The organism is Xanthomonas campestris pv. badrii, assembly GCF_012848175.1.
GTDB lineage: Bacteria > Pseudomonadota > Gammaproteobacteria > Xanthomonadales > Xanthomonadaceae > Xanthomonas > Xanthomonas campestris_C.
In genome coordinates this window covers 4,028,268-4,053,721 of sequence record NZ_CP051651.1, presented here as the reverse complement: position 1 = coordinate 4,053,721, position 25,454 = coordinate 4,028,268, and the positions used below count along the sequence as shown (strand labels likewise).

At 65.4% G+C, this 25,454-nt stretch carries 20 protein-coding genes and 2 pseudogenes; 16 read left to right on the top strand and 6 right to left on the bottom strand.

Going from position 1 to position 25,454, the window contains the following annotated elements:
• Window positions 1-18: 18 nt before the first annotated feature.
• Together HG421_RS17270 and HG421_RS17265 are read right to left on the bottom strand one after the other, a co-directional pair.
• On the bottom strand, window positions 19-3,033 hold the full coding sequence (locus HG421_RS17270; RefSeq protein WP_169707433.1) for a TonB-dependent receptor: 3,015 nt from the start codon (window positions 3,031-3,033) through the stop codon (window positions 19-21).
• A 235-nt stretch (window positions 3,034-3,268) separates the two neighbouring features.
• Window positions 3,269-3,418, bottom strand: coding sequence for a hypothetical protein (locus tag HG421_RS17265; protein ID WP_169707432.1), 150 nt, complete (start codon window positions 3,416-3,418; stop codon window positions 3,269-3,271).
• 66 nt (window positions 3,419-3,484) lie between these two features.
• Between HG421_RS17265 and HG421_RS17260 the strand changes: the two genes are divergently transcribed.
• The 4 genes from HG421_RS17260 to HG421_RS17245 all read left to right on the top strand — a co-directional run bounded on the left by HG421_RS17260 (window position 3,485) and on the right by HG421_RS17245 (window position 9,930).
• The gene (locus HG421_RS17260) at window positions 3,485-4,174 is read left to right on the top strand and encodes a glutathione binding-like protein (RefSeq protein ID WP_169707431.1); all 690 of its coding nucleotides are present in this window, start codon (window positions 3,485-3,487) and stop codon (window positions 4,172-4,174) included.
• Between the two features lie 475 nt (window positions 4,175-4,649).
• Window positions 4,650-6,878 carry a S9 family peptidase gene (locus HG421_RS17255; RefSeq protein ID WP_169707430.1) on the top strand — a complete coding sequence of 743 codons (2,229 nt, stop codon included), beginning with the start codon at window positions 4,650-4,652 and terminating at the stop codon, window positions 6,876-6,878.
• A gap of 193 nt (window positions 6,879-7,071) precedes the next feature.
• The gene (locus HG421_RS17250) at window positions 7,072-8,862 is read left to right on the top strand and encodes a DUF885 domain-containing protein (RefSeq protein ID WP_169707429.1); all 1,791 of its coding nucleotides are present in this window, start codon (window positions 7,072-7,074) and stop codon (window positions 8,860-8,862) included.
• A gap of 85 nt (window positions 8,863-8,947) precedes the next feature.
• Window positions 8,948-9,930 (top strand): IS5 family transposase gene (locus tag HG421_RS17245; RefSeq protein ID WP_169707428.1). Its coding sequence is split into 2 segments (ribosomal slippage): window positions 8,948-9,509 and window positions 9,509-9,930, totalling 984 coding nucleotides; the frame shifts between segments, so codons are not numbered across the junction.
• A gap of 184 nt (window positions 9,931-10,114) precedes the next feature.
• Here the strand turns inward: HG421_RS17245 and HG421_RS17240 are convergent.
• Both HG421_RS17240 and HG421_RS17235 read right to left on the bottom strand, forming a co-directional pair.
• Window positions 10,115-10,468, bottom strand: a complete 354-nt coding sequence (locus tag HG421_RS17240) for a hypothetical protein (protein WP_169707427.1) — start codon at window positions 10,466-10,468, stop codon at window positions 10,115-10,117.
• A 231-nt stretch (window positions 10,469-10,699) separates the two neighbouring features.
• Window positions 10,700-11,173, bottom strand: a complete 474-nt coding sequence (locus HG421_RS17235) for a hypothetical protein (protein ID WP_169707426.1) — start codon at window positions 11,171-11,173, stop codon at window positions 10,700-10,702.
• Window positions 11,174-11,379: 206 nt separating this feature from the next.
• On the opposite strand from HG421_RS17235, the gene HG421_RS17230 reads away from it, so the two are divergent.
• From HG421_RS17230 to HG421_RS17220, 3 genes are all read left to right on the top strand, one after another.
• Window positions 11,380-11,622, top strand: coding sequence for a hypothetical protein (locus HG421_RS17230; RefSeq protein WP_206514806.1), 243 nt, complete (start codon window positions 11,380-11,382; stop codon window positions 11,620-11,622).
• Window positions 11,623-11,708: 86 nt separating this feature from the next.
• Window positions 11,709-12,701 carry a porphobilinogen synthase gene (gene hemB, locus HG421_RS17225; protein ID WP_169707425.1) on the top strand — a complete coding sequence of 331 codons (993 nt, stop codon included), beginning with the start codon at window positions 11,709-11,711 and terminating at the stop codon, window positions 12,699-12,701.
• Window positions 12,702-13,072: 371 nt separating this feature from the next.
• Entirely contained in the window at window positions 13,073-15,607 is a 2,535-nt protein-coding gene (locus tag HG421_RS17220; protein WP_169707424.1) for a PepSY domain-containing protein, read from the top strand.
• Between the two features lie 155 nt (window positions 15,608-15,762).
• Here HG421_RS17220 and HG421_RS17215 read toward each other — a convergent pair.
• Window positions 15,763-16,640: pseudogene (locus HG421_RS17215) on the bottom strand (TolB family protein).
• A 52-nt stretch (window positions 16,641-16,692) separates the two neighbouring features.
• Here HG421_RS17215 and aroE point away from each other — a divergent pair.
• The 7 genes from aroE (at window position 16,693) to HG421_RS17180 (ending at window position 23,377) form a co-directional block, all read left to right on the top strand.
• A complete protein-coding gene (gene aroE / locus HG421_RS17210; protein ID WP_169707423.1) occupies window positions 16,693-17,544 on the top strand; it encodes a shikimate dehydrogenase in 852 nt (283 codons plus the stop codon).
• 10 nt (window positions 17,545-17,554) lie between these two features.
• Entirely contained in the window at window positions 17,555-17,908 is a 354-nt protein-coding gene (locus HG421_RS17205; protein ID WP_169707422.1) for a hypothetical protein, read from the top strand.
• Between the two features lie 72 nt (window positions 17,909-17,980).
• Window positions 17,981-20,116, top strand: coding sequence for an ATP-dependent DNA helicase DinG (gene dinG / locus HG421_RS17200; RefSeq protein ID WP_169707421.1), 2,136 nt, complete (start codon window positions 17,981-17,983; stop codon window positions 20,114-20,116).
• 355 nt (window positions 20,117-20,471) lie between these two features.
• Window positions 20,472-21,977 carry a catalase KatB gene (gene katB, locus HG421_RS17195; protein ID WP_211161742.1) on the top strand — a complete coding sequence of 502 codons (1,506 nt, stop codon included), beginning with the start codon at window positions 20,472-20,474 and terminating at the stop codon, window positions 21,975-21,977.
• A gap of 57 nt (window positions 21,978-22,034) precedes the next feature.
• The gene (locus tag HG421_RS17190; protein ID WP_169707419.1) at window positions 22,035-22,610 is read left to right on the top strand and encodes an ankyrin repeat domain-containing protein; all 576 of its coding nucleotides are present in this window, start codon (window positions 22,035-22,037) and stop codon (window positions 22,608-22,610) included.
• 111 nt (window positions 22,611-22,721) lie between these two features.
• Complete coding sequence (locus tag HG421_RS17185) at window positions 22,722-23,057, top strand: hypothetical protein (RefSeq protein ID WP_169707418.1); 336 nt, start codon at window positions 22,722-22,724, stop codon at window positions 23,055-23,057.
• Between the two features lie 95 nt (window positions 23,058-23,152).
• Window positions 23,153-23,377, top strand: coding sequence for a hypothetical protein (locus HG421_RS17180; RefSeq protein ID WP_169707417.1), 225 nt, complete (start codon window positions 23,153-23,155; stop codon window positions 23,375-23,377).
• Between the two features lie 36 nt (window positions 23,378-23,413).
• On the opposite strand, the gene HG421_RS17175 is transcribed toward HG421_RS17180, so the two are convergent.
• Window positions 23,414-23,632: an NIPSNAP family protein gene (locus HG421_RS17175; RefSeq protein ID WP_211161741.1), complete on the bottom strand. Its 219-nt coding sequence runs from the start codon at window positions 23,630-23,632 to the stop codon at window positions 23,414-23,416.
• Between the two features lie 166 nt (window positions 23,633-23,798).
• Here HG421_RS17175 and HG421_RS21630 point away from each other — a divergent pair.
• Window positions 23,799-23,909 (top strand): annotated as a pseudogene (locus tag HG421_RS21630) (tRNA dihydrouridine(20/20a) synthase DusA); the annotation flags it as partial.
• Window positions 23,910-24,278: 369 nt separating this feature from the next.
• Entirely contained in the window at window positions 24,279-25,454 is a 1,176-nt protein-coding gene (locus HG421_RS17170; protein ID WP_169707415.1) for an AAA family ATPase, read from the top strand.

The window sequence follows — 25,454 nt, the reverse complement described above, 5'->3', positions numbered from 1 at the left end:
CCTGGTACAGGCCTCAGATCACCAGAACTTGTAGCGCAGGCCCAGCATGTAGCGCGGGCCGGTCTGGGTGGCATACACGATCTGGTTCGGATGCCGGCCGTGCTGGCGCTGCACTTCGTCGGTGAGGTTGATCGCCTCCAGACTCAGCGACAGGTTCTCGTTCCACTGGTAGCCGATGCTCAGGTCCAGCTGGCCATAGGCCTCTGTATAGACCGGGTTGGGCTGGCCACTGCCGTCGAAGCGCGCGGCCAGGAACTCGTCGCGCCAGTTGTAGGCCGCACGCACCTGCCACTTGTCCTTGTCGTAGAAGCCGACAACGTTGGCCGAGTCGCTCAGGCCTTCCAGCGCGAACTGCTCGCCGATCACGGCGTTGTCGTAGGTCAGCCCGGAGTCGACCTTGGTGTAGTTGGCCGACACGCCGAAGCCGCTGGTGCCGAACATGTGCTGCAGATTGAATTCCCAACCGTCCAGCGAGGCCGAGCGCTGGTTGGCCGGCGCGGTGATGGCGAAGTTGGCCACCGGGTCGCCCGGCTGCCCGCTGATCACGCCGGTGGCGTTGCCGTTGGCGTCGTCCGCACCCCGCACCACCCCCGGCGCGCCGGCGCGGTTGCGGAAGATGTAGTTGCGAATACAGGTCAGGTCGGCCGAGGCGCAGCCGTTGCCCAGCGCCTCGTTCCAGTACGCACCGCCAATCGGTGTGTTCAGGCCCAGCGAGGTGTCGTTGCGCGTGGTCACGCCGATGTAGTTGTCGATGTTCTTGCGGAAGAAGCCCACCGAGGCGTAGCTGGCATCGCTGTAGTACCACTCCAGCGAGACATCGATGTTGTGCGAGAGCAGCGGCTTCAGGCCGGGGTTGCCTTCCTGGCCGGTGCCGCCTTCCACGCGCGCGATCTGGTTGAGCGTCTGCCCGCCCTGGATATCGCCCCAGCCGGGACGGCCGATGGTTTCGCCGTAGCTGCCGCGCAGCACCAGGTCTTCGGTGAGCTTGAAGCTCAGGTCCAGGCTGGGCAGCCAGTATTCGTACTTGCCGCTGGCGCCGGAGAACGCCGAGTCGGCCAGGCGGATCGGCAACTCGTTGTTGGCGACCCAGTCGATGCCCACCGCCACCGGCACCAGCGCCTGCGCATCCACCTTGGTTTCTTCGTAACGCACGCCCGCGGCCAGGCTGATCGGCACGCGCAGATCGTCCCAGCTGTTGTTCCACTGCAGGTAGGCGTTCTTGGATTTTTCGGTCACGCGGCGGTCGGTGGTGAACACCGGCGCGATGCGGTACAGCGCGTCATCGCCGGCAGCCTGCGCGGCGGCCTGACGTGCACGCTCGAAGTCGAACAGGAACAGCTGGTCGAACTGCGCCGGATTGCCGCTGCCATCGATCGCATCGAAATACTGCGCGAACGAGCTCGGAATCCACAGGTCATCCGGATAATCGGCCGCGGTGCCGTTGCCGCCCCAGGTATCGCGCTGCACGTTGGAGAACGCCGAGCGGTTCTTGACCTCGGTGCTGCCGATACCGAACTTCAACTGCGAATAGTTTTCGAAGGTGAAGTCGCCGTTGACCTGCGCCTGGTCGATCTCCGACTTCATGTAGCTGTTGCGGAAGGCCGAGCCGGTGACCAGCGTGCGCGAGGGATCCAGCCCGGTCAGCCCGAAGCCCAGCTGCTGCTGCAGCACCGGGAAATCCTTGCTGAAATCCACCACCGAGGTGCCGCGATAGAACCCGGACACGCCCAGCGAGTTGCTCGACCCATACGGGCTGTCCGCGCCGGCTTCGGCGGTGGAGCGGTGGATGTCGAAGTTGAGCTTGAACTGATCGTTCACCGCCCAATCCACGTTGAAGCCCAGCGACTTGTTCTGGTTGCGCGTGGCCGCCTTGGAGCCGGCGGTGGCCAGGTCGCTGGTGGCCGGATCGACGATTTCCGAATAGGTGATCGGGCCGGCCACCGGCCCATTGGTCCAGGCGCTGGCAGACGGGCCGTAGTTGAACCACACCGACATCTCGTTGCGCTGCTGCTGGATCTTGTTTTCCGAGTAGGTGTAATCCAGCGTGGTGGTGATGTTGTCCAGCGGCTTGTACTGCAGCACCAGCTGGCCGTTGGTGCGCTGGCGTTCGACGCCGACCACGCGGTAGTTGAGGTTCTGCGGCACCGAGTAGATATCGTTGGGGCCGGGACGGTTGACGATGTTCTCCGAGCCCGCCGTGCCCGGCTGCGGAATGGTGCCGTAGGCGGTGGAATCGCCACGGAACGAGCGCCAGCCGTTGGGCACGCCGACCTGGCTGTAGCCGAAGTCGCGTTCCTGGTAGCTGCCGCTCAGCGACACGCCAAAGCGGCCATCGTCCGAGGTGGTGCTGAAGATGCCGGAGATTTCCGGCGTCAGCGAATCGCCCTGCAGGCGGCCGGGCAGGTTCTCGTTGGACGCATCGTGCACGCCCTTCAGACCCACATTGGCATGCATGCCCGGATTGTCCAGCGGGCGGGCCGTCTTGATATTGATGGTGGCACCGATACCGCCGGTAGGCGTGCTGGCGCGGCTGGTCTTGAACACCTCGATGCCGGAGATCGACTCGGACGCCAGGTTGGCGAAGTCGAACGCGCGCGAGTTGGAGGCATTGGATTCCTCGATGCTGGCGCCGGGCATCTGGCGGCCGTTCAACAGCACCAGGTTGAAGTCCGGGCCGACGCCGCGCACGGTCACGCGCGAGCCTTCGCCCAGCGAGCGGTCGATCGACACGCCGCTGATGCGCTGCAACGATTCGGCCAGGTTGGTATCGGGGAACTTGCCGATGTCCTCGGCCACGATGCCGTCGACGATGCCCTGTGCATCGCGCTTGACGTTCATCGACGAGGTGAGGCTGCCGCGGATACCGCTGACCTGGACGGTATCGAGGGTGGCAGGGTCGGCCTGGCTGGAGCCGGGGACGGTAGAGGCCGACTGCGGCGCTGGCGCGGTCTGCGCGGCCAGCGGAGTCGACAGGGCGAACAGCAGGGCAGACGTCAAGCGCCGCGTGCGCGGCAGGGTGCGTAGCTCTCTCACGATGATTCCATCCCCAAGTGAAGAAAAAGCCGGCCCCGGATGGGACAGGCAAAGGTCAGTGGCGCAATCGCGCATTTGTTAGCGCCGGCTTAACAAAGTCAATTTGCAGTGCAGCATCGGCCGCGAGCCAATGGCGTCACACATCGTTCCAGCGCCGGCTTCGTCCAGTGCAGGCGCAGGCAATGGCTTGGTCGTACCATCGGGCGTCGATGGCAGGGCGGGGAGTCGGGATTGGTCATTCGGGATCGGCAGGCTTGCCGCGCTTGTGCTTACGCAAATCTCCAATCTCCACTGCCCAATCCCGTTCCGAAGGAATCACCCCGACCGACAGGGCCAGGCGCAGGCTCGGCTTGGCCGCAAGCCAGCTTGCAGCGCGTTGACGCATGGCGATGCACGCTATTGGCGCCCGTGTCGGCTCAGCCGCGCATCACCCCTACGTACCGGAGCACGCATGATCGACCTGTATTACTGGCCTACCCCCAATGGCCACAAAGTCACCTTGTTCCTGGAAGAAGCCGGGCTGGACTACAGCCTCAAGCCGGTCGACATCGGCAAGGGCGAGCAGTTCGCCCCGGCGTTCCTGCAACTTTCGCCCAACAACAAGATGCCGGCCATCGTCGACCATGCCCCGGCCGATGGCGGCGCGCCGCAGAGCGTGTTCGAGTCGGGTGCGATCCTGCTGTATCTGGCCGAGAAGACCGGCCGCTTCCTGCCGCGCGATGCCCGCGGCCGCATCGCTGCACTGGAATGGTTGTTCTGGCAGATGGGCGGGCTGGGCCCGATGACCGGCCAGATGGGCCACTTCAACGTCTACGCGCCCGAAAAGCTTCCTTACGCAATCGACCGCTACAACGCCGAGGTTCGCCGCCTGCATGGCGTGCTCGACAAGCGTCTGGCCGAGCATGCGTTCCTGGCCGGCAACGATTACGGCATTGCCGACATGGCGAGCTACCCGTGGATCGAGGTGTACGGCGACCTGCGCCCCGACTACGCCGCCTTCCCGCACCTCAAGCGCTGGCACGACGCCATCGCCGCGCGCCCGGCCACCCAACGCGCGTACGCGCTCAAAGAGCAGGTCAACCCCAACGCAGGCAAGCCACTCAGCGACGAAGAGCGCAAGCACCTGTTCGGCAAGCGCTAAGGCAACGTCGTAGGAGCGGTTGCGCAACTGTACACACGGCGAAAGCGGCGGCTGTTGCGACTGCACAGCCAGCAGCAACAGCAAGCCGCAATAGCATCACCACTCGCAGTGTTGGCAGTAGTAGCAGTAGCGGTTAGCGAGCGCAGTAACCGCACGCGACATCATCGCGGCGGCTCAAGCCCCTCTCCCTCCGGGAGAGGGGTTGGGGTGAGGGTGCGCACGTAGCGCCAGGCCTACCGCCCCCTGCAATCTACTTCGCATGAAATGCGCATGCAGCAGCCGCAGCGCGCCCATTGCAACCAGCCCGCGCGCACTTCCATCGGCCCCAACCAGAGCGACCACAGCCTCGGTACCCCCCTGCATCACACGCACACAACCACGCGTACAGCTCTGATCGCGCACACGCATCATCGCCACGCTTCTCAAACACGCCACGCACACGCATCCTGTGTGCTGTCTTCCGACAGGATCTTCGATGCGCGCACTATTTGCCGCCCTTGCCCTCATGCTCAGCACCGCTCCCATGGCCCACGCCGAAAAACTCACTCTGGAGGCCATCACCGGCCCGTTGCCGCTGTCCGGCCCGACGCTGATGAAGCCCAAGGTGGCCCCGGATGGCGCGCGAGTGAGCTTCCTGCGCGGCAAGGACAGCGACCGCAACCAGCTGGACCTGTGGGAATACGACATCGCCAGCGGCCAGACCCGGCTGCTGGTGGATTCCAAAGTGGTACTGCCCGGCACCGAGACCTTGAGCGACGTCGAAAAGGCCCGGCGCGAACGCCAGCGTATCGCCGCCTACGCCGGCATCGTCGATTACCAATGGGCGCCGGATGCGCACGCGCTGCTGTTTCCGCTCGGCGGCGAGCTGTATCTGTACGACCTGCGCAAGACCGGCGCGGCGGCCGTGCGCCAGCTCACCCATGGCGAAGGCTTTGCCACCGACGCCAAGCTGTCGCCCAAGGGCGGCTTCGTCAGCTTCGTGCGTGCGCGCAACCTGTGGGTGATCGACCTGGCCAGCGGCAAGCAGGTGCAGCTGACCGGTGATGGCAGCGACACCATCGGCAACGGTGTGGCCGAGTTCGTCGCCGACGAGGAGATGGACCGCCATACCGGCTACTGGTGGGCGCCGGACGATTCGGCGATCGCCTTCGCGCGCATCGACGAATCCCGCGTGCCGGTGCAAAAGCGCCCGGAGGTGTATGCCGACCACACCGAGGTGGTGGAGCAGCGCTATCCACAGGCCGGCCAGCCGAACGTGGCCGTGCAGCTTGGCGTGATCGCCCCGCGCGCAGGTGCGGCGCCGCAGTGGATCGACCTGGGCAACAACCCGGACATCTATCTGGCAAGGGTGGACTGGCGCGATGCGCAGCGGCTGACGTTCCAGCGCCAGTCGCGCGATCAGAAAACCCTCGAGCTGGTCGAAACCACGCTGGCCAGCGGCGCGCAGCGCACCCTCATCACCGAAACCTCGCCCACCTGGGTGCCGCTGACCAACGACCTGCGGTTCCTCAAGGACGGCCGCTTCATCTGGAACTCCGAGCGCAGCGGCTACGAGCATCTGTATGTGGCATCGGAAGACGGGCGCACGCTCACGCCGCTGACCTCCGGCCCCTGGGTGGTCGACGCGCTGCTCGCCGTCGATGAGCAAGCCGGGCAGGTATATTTTTCGGCCAGCAAGCAATCGCCGACCCAGACCCACATCTACGCCGTGCCGCTGGGCGGCGGCGCGATAGAAAAGCGGTCCGCCATCCACGGCACCCATGCAGCCAGCTTCGCCAGCAATGCCAGCGTGTATGTCGATACCTGGTCCAATACCACCACCCCGCCGCAGATCGAACTGTTTCGTGCCAATGGCGAAAAAATCGCCACGCTGCTGAACAACGATCTGGACGACCCGCAGCATCCCTACGCCAGGTACCGCGACGCCCAGCGCCCGATCGAATTCGGTACGCTCGCCGCAGCCGATGGCAAGACGCCCTTGCACTATCGGCTGACCAAGCCGGACAACTTCGACCCGAGCAAACGCTACCCGGTCATCGTCTATGTCTACGGCGGCCCCGCTGCACAAACCGTCCTCGATGCCTGGGCCAGCCGCGGCGATGCCTTGTTCGACCAGTACCTGGCGCAGCGCGGCTACGTGGTGTTCTCGCTGGACAACCGCGGCACCCCGCGGCGTGGCCGCGATTTCGGTGGCGCGCTGTACGGCAGGCAGGGCACGGTGGAAGTGGAGGACCAGCTGCAGGGCGTGGCCTGGCTCAAGCAGCAACCCTGGGTCGATGCCAAGCGCATCGGCGTGCAGGGCTGGTCCAACGGCGGCTACATGACGCTGATGCTGCTGGCCAAGCACAGCGACGCCTATGCGTGCGGTGTGGCCGGCGCACCGGTCACCGATTGGGGCCTGTACGACACCCACTACACCGAGCGCTACATGGACCTGCCGGCCGGCAATGCCGCCGGCTATCGCGGCGCGCGTGTCGCCACCCACCTGGACGGCCTGCACGCCAGGTTGCTGTTGATCCACGGCATGGCCGACGACAATGTGCTGTTCACCAACTCCACCGCGCTGATGAGCGAGCTGCAGCAGCGCGGCACCGCATTCGAGTTGATGACCTATCCCGGTGCGAAGCACGGTTTGTCCGGCAGCACGGCGCTGCATCGCTACAAGACTGCCGACGCGTTCCTGGCGCGCTGCCTGGCGCCCTGAAGGCATGGCCTTGCGGCTTTCCCGCTGAATCGAGCGTCCGCGTGTCCATTGCGCGGACGCTTCGATCACCCGCAGCACACCGCATCCGGCGGTGGGTCGATCGTGCGCGCCTGGACCGACGATGACCTTCGGCAGGTTGCCGGCGCCACGCGCTCCGCGTACGGTCGCGCATCGTCCTGTTGGAATCTTCCCGATGAAGCCTCTCGTGATTGCCGTCGCCCTGGCGCTCGGCACCTGTCTGCCGCTGCAGGCAAAGACCAGCACCAGCACCGCCAGCGCACCGGCTGCGCCTGCCTGGGTACAGACCAGCAACGGCTATGCGCAGATCCTGCTCACTGCGCAGGCACCGTTCCAGCCCGAATACGCCAGCTTCTTCGGCGTGCCCGGCTATGACGATCAGGTCGTGGACCTGGGCCCTGACAACGCCGCGCGCTATCGCGATGCCATGCGCAAGGCGCGTGCCGCGTTGCAGGCCAAGCTGGCCACCGAGCGCGATGCCAACGTGCGCCAGGACCTGCAGATCATGATCGGCGCCGCCGAGCAGAACATCGAAGGCAGCGAGCTCAACGAGCGCTACCTGCTGCCCTGGAGCGACGCCCCGGAGGCGGTCTTCAGCGGCCTCAATGGCCTGCTGTCCGACCAGACCGTGCCCGAGCGCCGGGCAAAGGCGCTGGATCGCCTCAAGCGTTATGTCGGCCTGGTGCCGGGCAGCACGCCCACCACCACGCTGGCACGCCAGCGCTACGAGGAAAAGCTGAGCAACGCCGCGCTGCTGCAGCCCACCCAGCGCGAGGTGGAACAGGCACTGGCCAATGTGGACACCTACGTTGCCGGCATCGGCGAGCTGTTCGCCAAGTACAAGATCGCCGGCGCCGACGAGGCGCTCAGGGCCATGTCCACCCAGCTCAAGGACTACGCCAGCTGGACCCGCACCACCGTGCTGCCCAAGGCGCGCAAGGACACCCGCCTGCCGGAACCGCTGTACGCGTACCAACTCAAGCAGGTGGGCATCGATATCGCCCCGCAGCAGCTGATCCAGCGCGCGCAACTGGAATTCATGGAGACCCGCTCGGCCATGCGTCAGCTGGCCCCGCTGGTGGCCAAGGCCAAGGGCGTGCAAGGCGAGGATTACGTGCAGGTGATCCGCGCGCTCAAGGGCAACACCATCGCCGACGACCAGCTGGAAACCCACTACCGCGGTGTGATCGATCAGATCGACCCGATCATCCGCAAGCAGCGCATCGTCGATGTGCCCAACCGCCCGATGCAGATGCGTCTGGGCAGCGCCGCCGAAAGCGCCGCGCAACCGGCGCCGCATTTCCTGCCCGCGCCGCTGATCGGTAACACCGGCCAGCAGGGCCAGTTCGTGTTGCCGCTGGGCAACCCGAGCGCAGAGGAGGGCAAGAAGGAGCAGTACGACGACTTCAACTTCGGCTCGGCCGCCTGGACGCTCAGCGCCCACGAAGGCCGTCCCGGTCACGAGCTGCAGTTCACCGCCATGGTCGAACGCGGCGTCTCGCTGGCGCGCAGCATGTTCGCCTTCAACTCGGTCAACGTCGAAGGCTGGGCGCTGTATGCCGAAGCGGAAATGGTGCCGTACGAACCGCTGGACGGTCAGCTGATCGCCCTGCAGTTCCGCCTGTTGCGCGCTGCACGCGCCATGCTCGACCCGATGCTCAACCTGGGCCTGATCGACCGCGAACGCGCGCGCCAGGTGCTGGAAGACGATGTCGGCCTATCGTCCGCCATGACCCGCCAGGAGCTGGACCGCTACACCGTCCGCGCCCCCGGCCAGGCCGGCAGCTATTTCTACGGTTACACCCGCATCCTCGAACTGCGCATGCGCACCGAACTGGCGCTCGGCAAGAAGTTCGATCGCCTGGCCTTCAACAACTTCCTGCTCGACCAGGGCCTGTTGCCGCCGGACCAACTGGCCAAGGCAGTGGAGACGCAGTTCATCCCGGCGCAGCAAGACAGTAACTGAAAAGTGACGAGTAGGCGCTAGGGAAACTCTGAACAATCCATCCTGATCTGCGACAATCGATCAAGGACCCGAGTAGACGATTTCGATGCAACTGACCTTCGGCGACGCGGAGTACAACGGCAAGCGCAAGCGCACACGGCGCGAGGTGTTCTTGGCCGAGATGGATCAAGTGGTGCCGTGGAAGGCCTTGCTGGCGCTGATCGAGCCGCACTACCCGAAGTCCGGGCAGCCGGGGCGCCAGCCGTATCGGTTGGAAACGATGCTGCGCATCCACTTTTTGCAGCAGTGGTATGCGCTGAGCGATCCATCAGCGGAAGAAGCCCTGTACGACACGGTGTCGATGCGCCGTTTCGCCAAGATCGGCGAGCTGGACGAGGTGCCGGACGAGACGACGATTCTCAACTTCCGCCATTTGTTGGAGCAGCACGATCTGGCGCGCAAGCTGTTCGATCGGGTGAACGCGCATCTGTGGCGCAAGGGGCAGAGCTTGCGCGGCGGGACGATCGTAGACGCCACGATCATCGCTGCGCCCAGCTCGACCAAGAACAAGCAGGGCGAGCGCGATCCGGAGATGCATCAGACCAAGAAGGGCAACCAGTATTACTTCGGGATGGAGGCGCACATCGGGGTGGACGACGACTCCGGGCGGTGCACCACGTCGAATGCACGGCGGCCAACGTGGCCGATATCACGCAAGCGCACAAGCTGCTGCACGGCAAGGAAGCCACGGTGTGCGGGGACAGCGGCTACACCGGGCTTGAGAAGCGCGATGAGATGAAGGGCAAGCGCAAGCTGCGCTACCTGATCGCGGAGAAGCGCTCGAAGCTGAAGCAGATCAAGAACAAACGTGAATTGAAGCGAGCCAAGCGTAGGGAGTACACCAAGGCCAGCCTGCGGGCGAAGGTGGAGCATCCGTTTCGGGTGATCAAACGCCAGTTCGGCTACGTCAAGGTGCGCTATCGCGGTTTGGCGAAGAACACCGCGCAGGTGCTGACGCTGTTTGCGCTGTCGAATCTGTGGCTGAAGCGTAAGCATTTATTACCTGCCGTGGTCGACGTGCGCCCGTAGTTTGGGAAACCGGCAGCAAATGCGCCGAAAACGGCAAAAATCGAGGGTTTGAACGCAAAACACGCGGCCCTGGACGGCTTTTCATGTCTGCTGGTGGTGTTGATCAGAGTTTCCCTAGGGTGACACAACCCAAAACGCAGGGTTAGCCACACGTGCAGAAACACGTGTGGCATGCGCAGCTGGCTCAGTGCTTGAATGGCACCATTTCAGGCTGTTTTGTTCCTTTCCACTGCCCCTGCTTCAAGGCACCTGGACAAATGCTCTGGTACTGCTGGAGTGCAGTGATTGCTGTCATTGTCCAGCCTTCACAGTAGTTTGTTGATGTCGGTGTGGGGAATGGACAGTAGGGCGCAACGGGTGTCCAGGTACCAGAAATCGGGTCCAAAGGCTTCCAGTTGTAGTCAGGCGTGTCGCACCCCTTCGTGCAGAATAGAAAAGGATCGTCCATACGACAAACCAGTTTCTGGTGCGGTGTCGAGGCTGAAGCGGTGTTTTGCAAACCAACAGCGCCAACCAATATCCATATCCAGCGTTTCATAACGATTCCCTCTGTTAGCGAAGTGACACCGTGTGCTCGGTCCGATCCTCGTCATGAAGGATCTGCACGTTCGAGCGGAAACCCGATCAAGTCAGTCAGGCAACATAAGCAAAGGATACTATCCGGCCACCAAGCTTACCAAAGAGCCTTGGCAAGGCATCCAACACGCGATGGCTGCAACCCTCGGTGAGACGTGGGGCAACTAAGGTATCCATTTCTCCCCAGGCTTGCTCAACGTACCTGAGGCGATGATGGCTGTATGGGTTGAGGAACCTCTGCACCCGCGGGCACCCAGATCGCCATGCCGGCTGCGCGTTTTTGCGTGGTCGGGATGCCGATGCCCAGGCCGCCGCCGACGCGGCCGCCGTAGCTGCCACCGCCGACCGAGAGGCCGCCGCCGGAGCGCTCCGAGCCGACGCCGACGATCACCACGCCATTGGCACCCAGCTTGGCCGCTTCGCGCTTGAGCCGTTGCACAGCCGCATCTGTCTGGCCCTGGGTGCCGAAGCCGGCGGCGCTGGTGGATTCGAGCTGGGCGATCTCCACCGAACCGACCGGTGCGTGCGAGTACACCTGCACCTGGGCCGGATCGATTGGTGCGCGGGCCTGGCCCAGCATCACCTTGGAGCTGCTGGCGCAGCCGGCCAGCAAGGCGGCGGTGGCCACAGCGATGGCGGCGTTCCTGATCAGTGACTGCATGTGCATGTGGCCCCCTTGGGTAATGAAAGCCGGGTAGTGCTGGCGATGATCCGGCGCCTGGACTGAATCGCGCCGGACTTTGACGCACCCTAGCCATGCCGGTGTGAGGCTGCCGCCAAGCCGCCATTGGTCATGATGACCACCCGCCCACGGCGTGAGGACGGTCGCGCCGCTAAGCTCGTGCTTTCGTCGAGGCGGGGTGGCACGTGGGATTGATCAGTCTGTTGTGGGGCATCGTGGCGTTGCTGTGGATGGTGCTGGCCTTCATCCCGCTGCTGGGGTGGGGCAATTGGTTCCTGATTCCGTTCGCGGCCGTCGGTGCGCTGATTGCCGCGGTCGCGCTGTTGTTCACCTCGGCCGGTAACCGCGGCCGGGCCAAGACCGGCCTGCTGCTCAATGGCCTGGTGATCGTGGTCGGGGTGATCCGGCTGAGCCTGGGTGGCGGGGTGATCTGACGTTGCAGCGCTGCGACACTGCGTCGCAGCGCGTCCCGCATGGGATGGCGGGCGTAAACTGATGCGCTGTCTAAAGGAGCCTTGTCATGGCCCATCCACACTATCGCCCCCGCCGCATGCGCCACGACGCGTTTTCGCGTCGGTTGATGCGCGAAAACACGCTGACCACCGATGACCTGATCTGGCCGGTGTTCGTGCATGAGCTACCCGGCCGCGCGCCGATCGCATCGATGCCGGGCGTGGAGCGCCTGTCGCTGGACGAGCTGCTGCGCGAGGCGGAAAGCGCGCTGGAGCTGGGCATCCCGGTGATCGATCTGTTCCCGGTCATCGACCCGGCCGGCAAGAGCCTGGACGCGGCCGAAGCCTGGAATCCGGACGGCCTGGCACAGCGCGCGGTGCGTGCGCTCAAGTCGCGCTTCCCCGAGCTGGGCGTCATGACCGACGTGGCGCTGGACCCGTACACCACGCACGGCCAGGACGGGCTGATCGACGAAAAGGGCTACGTGCTCAACGAGATCACTGTCGAGGCGCTGGTCAAGCAATCGCTGTCGCATGCGCAGGCCGGCGTGGACATCATTTCGCCCTCGGACATGATGGATGGCCGTATCGGCGCGATCCGCCGCGCGCTCGATGCCGACGCGCATCTCAACGTGCGCATCATGGCGTATTCGGCCAAGTACGCCTCGGCGTTCTACGGCCCGTTCCGCGATGCGGTGGGCAGCGCCGGCAATCTGGGCAAGGCCGACAAGACCACGTATCAGATGGATCCGGCCAATGGCGACGAGGCGCTGCGCGAGATCGCGCTGGATCTGGAAGAGGGTGCGGACATGGTGATGGTCAAGCCGGGCATGCCGTATCTGGATGTGGTGCGCCGGGTGAAGGACGAATTCCGCGTGCCGACCTTCGCGTATCAGGTCAGCGGCGAGTACGCGATGCTCAAGGCGGCAGCGGCCAATGGCTGGCTGGATGAGCGCCGTTGCGTGCTCGAGGCGCTGATGGCCTTCAAGCGCGCCGGTGCCGATGGCGTGCTGACCTATTTCGCCCCGCAAGTGGCGCGTTGGTTGCGCGAAACGCGCTGAGCGTCAAGGCCTGCGGCCATCGCGCCGCTGGTGCACCTGCGCTGCGCGATGCGCCCATTGCCCATTGCCCATTGCCCGTAGAGCATGTGGTCCTGCGGCACGACCTTGGCGATGGGAAAGGTTTGCCTCAGCGCTTTCGGCCAGGGGCAGCGGGTAGCCACAGCGCTGCGGAAGTGCCGAACAACGCTGCCAGGACCAGGCAGCCACGTGCCAAGAGACATCAGACAACTCGCTGAGGCCGCGAGATTTGCGCCAGGCAACCGCTGGCGATGTGCCTGCAGCCAGGGGCGAGCGCGCTGTTTGGTGCGCTGCACCGCATGAGACGCATTCTCATCTACAATGCCGTCACGCCATCTTCAGTCTTTCCCGTCTTGATCAAAACGCTGCTGTTTCAACTGCATTGGCTGCTTGGCATCACTGCCGGCCTGGTGCTGTCGGTGATGGGAGCGACCGGCGCGTTGATGTCGTTCGAGGACGAGGTCGTGCGGTTGGCCAATCCGGCCATCGCGCAGCTGGCGCAGCGGCATGCGGCCGGCGAGCAGGCATTGCCGGTGGACGTGCTGCTGCAGCGGCTCGACCTGGCGCAGCAAGCGCCCGGCACGGGGCCGGCGGTCACGCGCATGCTGATCGACCCCACCGGTATGCGGCCGTCCAACGCGCGTCTGGCCGCCAAGGGCAGCGCACGGGTGTACTTCGACCCCTACACCGGGCAGCGCGTGGCGGCGCCACGGCTCAGCGACGCATTCGCCTTCATCGAAGACCTGCACCGGCATCTGGCTGCCGGCAAGCGTGGCCAGGCGGTCACCGGTGCCTGCGCGCTGATCCTGCTGTTCTTCTGTGCCTCGGGCTTGTACCTGCGTTGGCCGCGGCGCTGGTGGAGCCCGCGCACCTGGCTGGCAGTGGAATGGCGGCGGCAGGGGCGCAGCTTTCTGTGGAGCCTGCACGCGGTGTTCGGCACCTGGTGCCTGCTGGTCTATTTGCTGGTGGCCCTGACCGGGCTGACCTGGTCCTATCCCTGGTATCGCGATGGCATGGCGGCGTTGCTGGGCGCCGAACCGGCGCCGCACGCCGAGCAGCGCTCGCACGCCAAGGCCACGGTGGATGTCGCGCGGGTGCAGCGCACCCTCGGCGGCATTCCCGCCACCCGCCACGCGGCATTGGATGTGCGCATTCCCGCGCGTGCAGGGCAACCGTTGATCGCGCGGTTCCTGCCTGAGGATCCCGATCACGACCGTGCCTTCGACACGCTGGAAATCGATCCCGCCAGCGGCGCCTTGCTGACGCGCCGTGACTACGCGCAACTGGCGCGTGGGCAGCAGTGGATGGTCAGCATGTTTCCGTTGCACACCGGCAGTTTCTTCGGCCTGCCGGGGCGCATCGTGGTGATGCTGGCCAGCCTGGGCATGTCGGTGTTCTTCGTCAGCGGCTGGATGCTGTATCTGGATCGGCGGCGCAAGAAACGCGCGTTGCGTGCGGTGCGTGTGGTGCTGCAAAGCGCGCCGCCGGCCTCGCAGGCCGCGCCGTGGCTGATCGCCTTCGCCAGCCAGAGTGGTTTTGCCGAACGGCTGGCGTGGCAGGCGGCCGGACATCTGCAGGCGGCCGGCCTGCCGGTGCAGGTGCGCCCGCTCGGTCAGGTGGATGCGCAGCAACTGCAGGCCACCCGGCATGCCTTGTTCGTGATCAGCACCTTCGGTGACGGCGAGCCGCCGGATGCGGCGCGTGGCGTCGAGCGCGAGCTGCTGCGCCAGCGCATTGCACTGCCGCAGCTGGCCTATGCGGTGCTGGCGCTGGGCGACCGCCAGTACCCGCAGTTCTGCGGGTTTTCGCGGCGCATCGAACAGTGGGTGCAGGCACAGGGCGCACGCGCCCTGTTCCCGGCGGTGGAAATGGACAACACCGATCCGCAGGCGCTGGCGCAATGGCATGCGCAGCTGGAACAGATCGCCGGTACGCCGCTGACTGCGGTAGCGCTGGCGCGGCCGCAGCGAACGCAATGGGTTCTGGCGTCGCGCACGCATCTGAATCCGGGCAGCGCCGGCGCGCCGATCTGGCGCATCGACCTGCAGCCGCCGGCCGATGCGCAGTGGCAGGCCGGCGACATCCTGGAAGTGCAGTCCGCGCATGCCGACGCGCAGGTGCGTTCCTGCCTGGCGGCGTGGGGGTTGCCAGCAGAGGCGTCGGTGCACGTGGAAGCGCAGCTGCTGCCGCTGCATCGCGCCGCCGCCGAGCGAGTGTTGCCCGAAGCGCCGGCCACCGGCCCGCTGCCACCCCCGGATCCGCAGGCCTGGCTGGATGGCTGCGACTGGTTGCCCACCCGCGACTATTCGCTGGCCAGCGTGCCGGCCGATGGCCTGGCGACGGCGGTGGTGCGGTTGACCACTGGCGCCGATGGCCGCCCGGGGCTGGGCTCGGGCTGGCTGATCCATCACGCACCGATCGGTGCGCCGGTGCATGCGCGGCTGCGCACCAATCCCGGCTTCCATCGGGTGGAGACCGCCCCGATGGTGTTGATCGGCAACGGAACCGGCATTGCGGGCCTGCGGGCCTTGTTGCGCGAGGCCGACCTGGCCGACGTGCACGGGCACTGGCTGCTGTTTGGTGAACGCCAGGCCGCGCACGACCGGCTGTTTGCCGACGAGCTGCAGGCCTGGCAGGCCAGCGGCCATCTGCAACAGCTGGACCGGGTGTTCTCGCGCGACCAGGCGCACAAGCGCTATGTACAGCATCGTCTGCACGAGACCGGCGACGCGTTGCGCCATTGGATCGATCGCGGTGCGGTGCTGTACGTCTGCGGCAGCCTGGACAGCATGGCGCGTGCGGTGGACGCCACGCTGCGCGACGTTCTGGGCCAGGCGCGGGTGGAATCGCTGACCGCCGCCGGTCGTTACCGGCGCGATGTCTACTGATACGAGCGGTTGCCGCGGACAGCGGTCGCGGCTCTGGCAGGTGTGTCGCGCTATCGGTCGCATCACAGCTTTCTGATCGGCGGTGCGCAGCGATGGCGCGAGTTGGCGCTTTCAGGAATTGGCGGCATCGCGACCTGCCCGCGGGCAGGCTCGGCTCAGCGGCAGCCGGCCTCTGCATCCACCGTCGGCGCCTTCATCCGGTAGATGTCCAGCTGCCCGGCACGCGGTGCACGCGCACTGCCGGTCACCAGCAGCTCGCCCGGCTTGGCCGCATCCACCACCGCACCGAAGGTGCGTTCCTGCGGCCCGTTGAACGACAGCGGCAGTGGCTGGCCCACGCCGTAGTGGCCGCCTTTGCAGGCCGCCAGCAGCAGCTGGCTGGGGCCGCCGGCCGCGCCGCGCGCCCACACCAGGCCGCGGCCATCGGCAAGCCAGGCCGCATCGGATTCGTCGGCAGCGGTGTTGATCTCGCCCAAGGGCATGGGGGCGGTGAAGGCCTGCCCGTCCCAGCGCGCCACGAACAGGTCCATGCCGCCGGCGCCCCGATGCCCGTCGCTGGCGAACAGCAGGCGCGTACCGTCCAGCGACAGCGTGGGGGCCCGCTCATTGCCCGCGCTGTTGATCGCCGCGCCCAGCGACTGCACCGCACCGAGGCGGCCCTGTGCACCGGCACCCGGTACAGATCGCTGCCGCCGGCGCCGCCAGGCCGCGATGAGGCGAACAGCAGCCAGCGCCCATCGGCACTGAACACCGGCGTGCTCTCGTCCTGGGCGGTGTTGATCGCCAGCGGCTGCGGGTCCTGCCAGCGCCCGCCGCGCAGCTGCGCCTGCCACAGGTCCCAGCCGCCGGCGCCACCGGCGCGGTCGCTGGCCCAGACGATGCGTTGCCCGTCCGGGCTGAGCGTGGCGCGCGCCTCGTTGGCCGGCGTGGAGACCACGCCCATGCCTTCGATACCGAATTCGGCCAGTCCCGACGCAGACGACGCGAAGAGTAAACTCGCCGCCAGCGCGGGCAGCGTCCATCGAACTTGCATGCGGTGTTCCTGCCTCATCTTGCGCACAGTCTAGTCAACCAGAGAGCGTTACATGCCCGTATCCCGTTATGCCGTGTTCGGTCACCCCGTTGCCCATTCGCTGTCGCCGGCCATCCATGCCGACTTCGGGAAGCAGACCGGCATCGCGCTGGACTACACCGCCATCGATGCGCCGCCGGAAGACTTCGCCGCCGCGCTGCAGCGCTTCGCCGATGAAGGTGGCAAGGGGGCCAACGTCACCCTGCCGTTGAAGGAGGCCGCCTGTGCCCTGTCCAGCAGCCTGAGCGCGCGCGCGCGCCTGGCCGGCGCGGTCAATACCCTGGTGCGCAACGACGGCCAGTGGCAGGGCGACAACACCGACGGTGCCGGCCTGGTGCGCGATCTCACCGAGCGCCACGGCCTGGATCTGCGCGGCCGCCGCATGCTGCTGCTCGGCGCCGGTGGCGCTGCACGTGGCGTGGCACCGGCGCTGCTGGAGGCCGGCATCACCGAAATGGTGGTGGTGAACCGCTCGCCCGAACGCGCCGACGCCTTGTGCGATGCGCTGGGCGAACCGGCGCGCGTGATGTCGCGTTACATCGAAGACCTGCGCGAGCTGGGCGACTTCGAGCTGATCGTCAATGCCACCGCGGCCGGGCGCGACCGCGATGCCGGCGCCTTCGCATTGCCGCTGGGCCTGGTCAACAGCCTGACCGCCGCGGTCGACCTCAACTATGGCGAAACCGCCATCGCCTTCCTGGCCTGGGCGCGCGCGGCGCAGTGCCGTTACGCCATCGACGGGCTGGGCATGCTGGTGGAACAGGCGGCCGAAAGCTTCGCGCTGTGGCATGGCGTGCGCCCGGAGACCGACCCGGTCTATGCCGCGCTGCGTGCCCGCGAGGCGGTGCTGGTCAGCGCCGACTGAGCCGGCCGCCATGACGCTCACCGACATCCTGCTCAGCGTGATCACCAGCCTGCTGTCGCGGGTACCGATGCTGATCGCCGTGCTGCTGGGCCTGGTGCTGCTGTGGCGCGCCCCGCAGGGCCCGCTGCGGCGGGCGGGGCTGGTTGGGCTGTGGCTGCTGCTGGGTTGCGTGCTGGCGGAAGGCGCGTTCCAGGCCATCCCCATGCTGCTGCTGGAGCAGGGCAATGTGCGCCAGATCGGCATGGTGATGGGCATCAGCCGCGTCGTGCTGACGGCGGTGCAGGCGGTGGGCATCGGCCTGTTGGTGTGGACGCTGGCGCGCAGCCTGCAGGGGCCGGCGAAGGATGCCGGCCCGCGCGGGTGATCCCGCTCATTGCGTTCAGCCGCGGGGCGCGGCGGTCGCAGGCGCTGCGCCGGTCCGTGCGAAAATGGCGCGATGAGTGATCTTGCCCCTCCGGCCGCGCCGTCTGCGCCCGTTCCCACCCAGCGCGTGCTGACCGACCCGATCAAGGCCGGCATCCGCGATGCCTACGCCAAGCTGCAGGCCAATACGCCCGGTTTTGCCACCCGCCGCGCGCAGAGCCAGATGATCGGCCTGGTCTCGCGTGCGCTGGCCACCTCCGGCGGCATCGGCATCGCCGAGGCACCCACCGGCGTCGGCAAGAGCCTGGGCTACCTCACTGCCGGCGTGCCGATCGCCTTGGCTACCAAAAAAAAGCTGGTGATCAGCACCGGCACGGTGGCGCTGCAATCGCAGCTGGTGGAACGCGACATCCCGGCCTTCCTCAAGGCCACCGGGCTGGAGGCCACCGTGGCGCTGGCCAAGGGCCGCACCCGCTACCTGTGCACGCGCAACGCCGCCGAGCTGGAAGGCGACACCAGCCAGAACGCCATGTTCGAAGACGAGCAGGCGCTGTACGACCGCCCGCTGAGCCCGGTCGATGCGGATCTGGCCAAGCGGCTGGCCAAGGCCTATGCCGCACGTACCTGGAACGGCGACCTGGACGATGCGCCCGAGCAGGTCTCGGTGTCGTTGCGCATGCGCATCACCACCCCGGCCTCCGGCTGCGCGGGACGCCGCTGCAGCTACGCCGCGCAATGCCCGGTGCTCAAGGCGCGTACCGATGTGCGCGAAGCGCAGATCGTGGTGACCAACCACGCCTTGCTGCTGTCCTCGTTGTCGCTGGGCGATGCCGAAAACGGCCAGCCGCTGATCGCCCCGCCAGCGGACATGCTGCTGGTGCTCGACGAGGGCCATCACATCGCCGGCGTGGCGATCGACCAGGGCGCGGCCAACTTGCCGCTGGACGACATGGCCAAGCGCACCGGCCGCATGCAGATCCTCATCGCCGCGGCGTATCGCGCAGTGGACAAGGACAGGATCGGCAACCTGCTGCCCAACGAGGCCATCGAGGTGGCCGCGCGCGTTTCCAAGTTGCTCAAGGCCTTCCATGCCGAAGTCGAGCGCGTGTGGAAGCCCGAGCCCGGCGAGCGCGATCCGTTGTGGCGTGCGGCCAACGGCAAGTTGCCGCCGCAGTGGGGCCCGGCCATCGAGGAGCTGGGCGAAGAAACCCGCGCGCTGTTCAACTGGGTGCACGCCGCGCACAGCGCGGTGGCCAAGGGCAAGCAGGACGATGCCGCACGCGAACGCCTGCAGCGCAACCTGGGGCTGGCGCTGGAAATGGCCGAGCAACAACACAATCTGTGGAGCGGCTGGCGGCGCGAGGACAAGGAGGGCCAGCCGCCGATGGCACGCTGGATCACCCTCTCGCGCGATGGCGATCTGATCTGCCACTGCTCGCCGGTGTCGGCCGCGCAGGTGTTGCGCACGATGATCTGGAACGAGGTCGATTCGGTGGTGATGACCTCGGCCACGCTCACCGGCGGCGGCGATTTTCAATCCTTCGCCATCGATAACGGTCTGCCCGATCACGCCGAGATGGCCTCGCTGGCCTCGCCGTTCGACCTGCCCAACCAGGCCGAATTGATCGTGCCCAATTTCCCGGTGACCCCGGACGATCGCGAAGGCCATCCCAAGGAAGTGGCCAGGTATCTGGTGCGCGAACTGGATTGGAACGCCAAGGGCAGCATCGTGCTGTTCACCTCGCGCTGGAAGATGGAAAAGGTGGCCGACCTGATGCCGCTGGCGCAGCGCAACCGCGTGCTGGTGCAGGGCGAGGGCAACAAGTCGCAGTTGATCACCGAACACCTGCGCCGCATCGGCGCTGGCGAGGGCTCGGTGTTGTTCGGGCTCAATTCCTTTGGCGAAGGCCTGGATCTGCCGGGCGAAGCCTGCACCACCGTGGTCATCACCCAGGTGCCGTTCGCCGTGCCCACCGACCCGCAGACCTCGACCTTGAGCGAGTGGCTGGAAAGCCGCGGCCACAACGCCTTCAACCTGATCGCCATCCCGCACGCGCTACGCACGCTCACCCAATTCGCCGGCCGGTTGATCCGAAGCTCCAACGACCATGGCCGCGTCATCATCCTCGACTCGCGCCTGCTCACACGCCGTTACGGCAAGCGCATCATCGACGCCTTGCCGCCGTTCAAGCGGGTGATCGGGCGCTGATCTCCTTGGCGCATGCGGGTAGTAACATGACTACGGTGCCGGATCGCGTTACTGGATCGTGGGCTGGGAGTGCCGGGCCTCATGGGTCGGACACAGTGATTTTGCATCGCAGCGTCAGTGCATCGCCGTCGGCAGTTTCGTAATGCAATACAAACGCCCGCAACGCGGGCGCAGCCCAGCAAAGCGCTGCTATCTGCAACACGCTGCCACACCGAAAGCGATGCATATCACGCAACGCGGTCATCATCATGTTCGCCTATCGAAGCGATCATAATTAACGACTTCTCACGCTTCGGCCTGCTGGCGATGATTCAGCTTCCTCAAACGAGCTGACGCCATGCGCCCTGGACACCTCATGGTGCTAGCCCTGCTAGCCCCCACGCTGATCGCCCCGCCGGTCCTTGCCCAATCCGTTCTGACCCGCGACAACGGTGCCAAGGTGGGCGACAACCAGAACTCGCAGACCGCGGGCGCCACCGGCCCGACCTTGCTGCAGGACGTGCAGCTGATCCAGAAACTCCAGCGTTTCGATCGTGAGCGCATTCCCGAGCGTGTGGTGCATGCGCGCGGCACCGGCGTCAAAGGCGAGTTCACCGCCACCGCCGATCTGTCCAACCTGACCAAGGCCAAGGTGTTCAGCGCCGGCGAAAAGACCCCGGTGTTCGTGCGCTTTTCATCGGTGGTGCACGGCAATCACTCGCCGGAAACGCTGCGCGACCCGCATGGCTTCGCGACCAAGTTCTATACCAGCGAAGGCAACTGGGATCTGGTCGGCAACAACTTCCCCACCTTCTTCATCCGCGATGCGATCAAGTTCCCCGACATGGTCCACGCGTTCAAGCCGGACCCGCGCACCAATCTGGACGACGACTCGCGTCGCTTCGATTTCTTCTCGCACGTGCCAGAAAGCACCCGCACGCTGACCCTGTTGTACTCCAATGAAGGCACGCCTGCCGGCTACCGGTTCATGGATGGCAACGGCGTGCACGCCTACAAGCTGGTCAACGCGCAGGGCGAAGTGCATTACGTCAAGTTCCACTGGAAGACGCTGCAGGGCATCAAGAACCTCGATCCCAAGCAGGTCGCCGCGGTGCAGGCCAAGGACTACAGCCACCTGACCAACGACCTGGTCGGCGCGATCAAGAAGGGCGATTACCCGAAATGGGACCTGTACGTGCAGGTGCTCAAGCCCGAGGACCTGGCCAAGTTCGACTTCGACCCGCTCGATGCGACCAAGATCTGGCCGGACGTTCCGGAGCAGAAGGTCGGCCAGATGGTGTTGAACAAGAACGTCGACAACTTCTTCCAGGAGACCGAGCAGGTCGCGATGGCGCCGGCCAATCTGGTGCCGGGCATCGAACCTTCGGAAGATCGCCTGTTGCAGGGCCGCATCTTCTCCTACGCCGACACCCAGCTGTATCGCATCGGTGCCAATGGCCTGAGCCTGCCGGTCAACCGCCCGCGTGTGGCCGTCAACAACGGCAACCAGGACGGCCAGGGCAACATCGGCCAGACCACCAGCGGCGTGAATTACGAGCCGAGCCGCCTGGAGCCGCGTCCGCAGGACACCGCGGCGCGCTACAGCGAATTGCCGCTGTCGGGCACCACCCAGCAGGCCAAGATCACCCGCGAGCAGAACTTCAAGCAGGCCGGCGAGTTGTATCGCTCCTACAGCAAGAAGGACCGCGCCGATCTGGTGCAGAGCTTCGGCGAGTCGCTGGCCAACACCGACACCGAAAGCAAGCACCTGATGCTGTCGTTCCTGTACAAGGCCGACCCGGAATACGGCACCGGTGTAACCCGCGTTGCCAAGGGCGACCTGGCCCGCGTCAAGCAGCTGGCCTCCAGCCTGCAGGACTGATCCACCCGACGGCATCGCGGCCTCCACCGCGGTGCCGTCCTTCTTCAGGAGAGCGATATGCGCACTCTGATGTTGATCCTGCTGAGCGCGGTCTGCGCGCAAGCCATGGCTGCCTCGCCAACGACCACGCCGGCGCCGGCACGCACCGCGGTAGCCAGCCCCGAGCAGATCAAGCTGCAACTGCGCGACTATTTCTTCGACGCCGCGCGCGAAGGCCGCCAGGACATGCTGGCCGAATTCATCCGCTCGCACTACGACCTCAACACCCGCGACGAAAAGGGCTACACCGCGTTGATCCTGGCTGCCTACCACGGCCAGCGCCCGGCGGTGGAGCAGCTGCTTAGCGCCGGTGCCGACCCTTGCGCGCAGGACAAGCGCGGCAACACCGCCCTGATGGGCGCCATCTTCAAGGGCGAGCTGGCGATCGCCAAGCGCCTGATGCAGGCCGATTGCGCGCCCGACCAACGCAACAACGCCGGCCAGACTGCGGCCATGTATGCCGCGCTGTTCCAGCGCACCGACGTGCTCAAGGATCTGGCCGCCAAGGGCGCGGACCTCAGCCTCAAGGACGGGCAGGGCAACGACGTGACCAAGCTGCAACGCGGCGAGTTCGCTACCGCCCCGGCACGCTGACCCGGCACCACCGCGGCTTTCGCATAGGCCTGCGTGTCTCGGGGCTGGCTCGCCCGCGCAAGTTGCAGGCAACGCCGCGCCGCATGTAACCAGTCATTGATCGTTTACTGGATGTCGCTCCCTCTGATGGGGCCTGGAACGCACCGGAGCTGGCTGCATCGAGCCGAAGCGACAACGCATCACGCGTGGACAGCCGGCATCGGCAGACCGCCCGCCGCGCTCAAGCAACAGGTTCTGCCGTGGCGGCATCGTCTGGGCACCAGCGCTAGCCCAAAGCGCGCAGGGATTTTGCAGTGCAACATCGCCTGTTTTGGCACTGTCGGTTTTCCGCCACGCCTGCGTTGGAACTCTGGCGAAGTGGTGATTGCGCTGCTCGCAAGTCAGGGAATTTCCGACGCGCAAAGCCTTGTGCGCCAAGGCTTTGACAGAAAACTGAGCGTGCGCTGACTTGTGTTGAATCGGCCGAAAAAAAGCGCAGAAAACAGTTCAAGAACGGGCCGGGAACGCCGATGCTTCAGCCATCGCAGCCTGGAACCCCCACCATGAAGATCGATCCCTCCATCCCTTTCCTGATGTCGCTGCTGGCCATGGTGCTGTGCACCGCAACCGCCGTCGTCGCGCTGGTGTTCGGCCAGGTGCACGTGCTGGCAACCTCGTGGAGCTTCTACGCGGTGATGGGGACTTCGCTGATCGTGCTGGCTGCCTCCTACCACGCCCTCGGCAAGCCGCTGAGCGCCGAAGAGCGTGTGGGTGTCCGTAACCCGTAATTGCACCTGGGTCCGGGACGCGGGCGCGCGACGCGCCTATCCGAGCACCGGACGAAAGAAGCTGCATTCGTCACTATTGATGCAACGCGTTAGCTTCGCAGGCGAACGCCGCCAGGCACTGGGCATCCTGCAGCGATGCCTCCCGATAGCGCGCATACTCTGTAGCGAGGGAAACGAAAACAGCGCCAGGGCGATGGTGTTCGCCCCTTCCGAGGGCAGGAAGCAGCCGTGATGCTGGCCGCCCAAGCGCGCCACCAGCGAATCCGCAAGCGAGCGTCATGTTCGAATTCGGCCAACCGATACGGGTCGATCACATCGCGCAGCGAACAGGTGATCATCCAGCGCCTCCGGCAGACAGGGCGCTCCGGCATGCCATGCCGCACTGCCGCAGGTTCATCGATGCCCGTGTAAGCTCTTGATCCTGCTTCGCATTCCAATGGCCGCCTGCCGCGGCCGACCGTCAATGACCGTTGCTTCCGATCGTTACGCCGCCTCCCTGCGTCTGTCCGTCGCCCCGATGATGGACTGGACCGCAGTCGGCTGACCTAGTCCAAAAATCAACTAATTACGGACTGGTCTGCTTGCGATGTTGCAAGCATGTCGCGCTGGATGTCCTCTAGCACATGCAGGTCGCGGGGAGCCTAGTCAGGCCCGAAGCTTTGGAACGCCCGAGATCCTCGCTTGTCCGGTGCTCCGCGCGACTTGATCAGACCGGTGCGCAGATTCGGTCGGTCTGCTGTCTTAGATCTGGACTCGCGCTCAAGAGGCCTCCGTGCTCGCCTGGCTGGCCAAGTGAACTATGAAGAGTGGGCCTTGCCTTCGGATGGGGTGGGTATGCGCACGATTGCATTCCGTTGGCCCATATGAGACTATTTGGTCGTTCAATTAGGCCGCTTTTGCAATGAAAAAAATAGATGAAAAACAGTTAGTTGCAGAGTTGTCGGCCCAAAATGAAAGATTGATGGCTGAATTGGTCCAGGTCTCAAGGTTGGGCGCCAGAGGCGATGCGGAGCGTCTGAGGATCCAGGTGCTGCGCTTCATACGAACACTTCGGGCCGAAGGCAACGAGCTGGCCGAGCTACTGCAGGCAGCGGTATTCGGGCACGAGGAGGGTGGTAGTCATCCCTCTGTTGCCCGCGCGACCCGGTTGAGCAAACCGCCTCCAAGGCTGTCGATGCCGGTGCCGAGTGACGGTGAAACCCGTTTGGATCTTCTGCGTGTCGAGGATCCGCCGATTCTGCCGCACCCTTTAGTGCAGGCTCCCGAGGTGATGCGCGAACTCACCACCTTGATTACCGAGCGACGGTCATTGCAGCGCTTGGCCGATCTCGGCTTGGAGCCGGCCAAGGCAGTGTTGTTCACGGGTCCGCCAGGCGTCGGAAAAACGTTGGCGGCTCGTATGATTGCACGCGAACTCAGGCTGCCTTTGTTGGTGCTAGACCTAGCCAGCGTCATCAGCAGCTACCTAGGGCGGACCGGTAACAACATCAAGCAGGCGTTCGAGTTCGCCAAACGCACTCCTTGCGTCTTGTTCCTGGACGAACTTGATGCGGTTGCAAAGCGGAGGGACGATGAAGCTGACGTGGGTGAGCTGAAGCGGTTGGTGACCGTGCTGTTGCAAGAGCTTGATCTGTGGTCACCGAAGAATCTACTGCTGGCCGCGACGAACCACCGGTCTTTGCTCGATCCTGCGGTTTGGCGTCGATTCGATGTCACGATCGATTTCCCGTTGCCCGAGGCAAGTGAGCTTGCAAATCTCGGGCAACTTCTTTCGCCAAAGAATGACCCGCTTTCGGCTGGATGGATCAAGACGCTGGCGGTCCTGAGCGAAGGAACGTCCCAGAGTGATTTCGTGCGGGACATCAACCGACTCAGACGTGCCGCGCTCCTAGGAGATCCAAGAGAGCAGGCATCAGTTTTCGAGAGTTTCATCGCAACGAAGATCGAAAGGATGAAGATCTCGGAGCGGAAGAAGCTGGCGGTGTCGTTGGTTAAGAACGCTAAGCTTTCGCAGCGTGAAGCAAGCAAGGTGGCCAGCGTTGCACGGGAAACATTGAGAACCGCATTGCAGGAGTAA

Coding starts and splice junctions, on each gene's coding strand:
- HG421_RS17265 (WP_169707432.1), bottom strand. CDS start 3,418: ATGCGTCAACGCGCTGCAAGCTGGCTTGCGGCCAAGCCGAGCCTGCGC.
- HG421_RS17260 (WP_169707431.1), top strand. CDS start 3,485: ATGATCGACCTGTATTACTGGCCTACCCCCAATGGCCACAAAGTCACC.
- HG421_RS17255 (WP_169707430.1), top strand. CDS start 4,650: ATGCGCGCACTATTTGCCGCCCTTGCCCTCATGCTCAGCACCGCTCCC.
- HG421_RS17250 (WP_169707429.1), top strand. CDS start 7,072: ATGAAGCCTCTCGTGATTGCCGTCGCCCTGGCGCTCGGCACCTGTCTG.
- HG421_RS17240 (WP_169707427.1), bottom strand. CDS start 10,468: ATGAAACGCTGGATATGGATATTGGTTGGCGCTGTTGGTTTGCAAAAC.
- HG421_RS17235 (WP_169707426.1), bottom strand. CDS start 11,173: ATGCACATGCAGTCACTGATCAGGAACGCCGCCATCGCTGTGGCCACC.
- hemB (WP_169707425.1), top strand. CDS start 11,709: ATGGCCCATCCACACTATCGCCCCCGCCGCATGCGCCACGACGCGTTT.
- aroE (WP_169707423.1), top strand. CDS start 16,693: ATGCCCGTATCCCGTTATGCCGTGTTCGGTCACCCCGTTGCCCATTCG.
- HG421_RS17205 (WP_169707422.1), top strand. CDS start 17,555: ATGACGCTCACCGACATCCTGCTCAGCGTGATCACCAGCCTGCTGTCG.
- dinG (WP_169707421.1), top strand. CDS start 17,981: ATGAGTGATCTTGCCCCTCCGGCCGCGCCGTCTGCGCCCGTTCCCACC.
- katB (WP_211161742.1), top strand. CDS start 20,472: ATGGTGCTAGCCCTGCTAGCCCCCACGCTGATCGCCCCGCCGGTCCTT.
- HG421_RS17190 (WP_169707419.1), top strand. CDS start 22,035: ATGCGCACTCTGATGTTGATCCTGCTGAGCGCGGTCTGCGCGCAAGCC.
- HG421_RS17185 (WP_169707418.1), top strand. CDS start 22,722: ATGTCGCTCCCTCTGATGGGGCCTGGAACGCACCGGAGCTGGCTGCAT.
- HG421_RS17180 (WP_169707417.1), top strand. CDS start 23,153: ATGAAGATCGATCCCTCCATCCCTTTCCTGATGTCGCTGCTGGCCATG.
- HG421_RS17170 (WP_169707415.1), top strand. CDS start 24,279: ATGAAAAAAATAGATGAAAAACAGTTAGTTGCAGAGTTGTCGGCCCAA.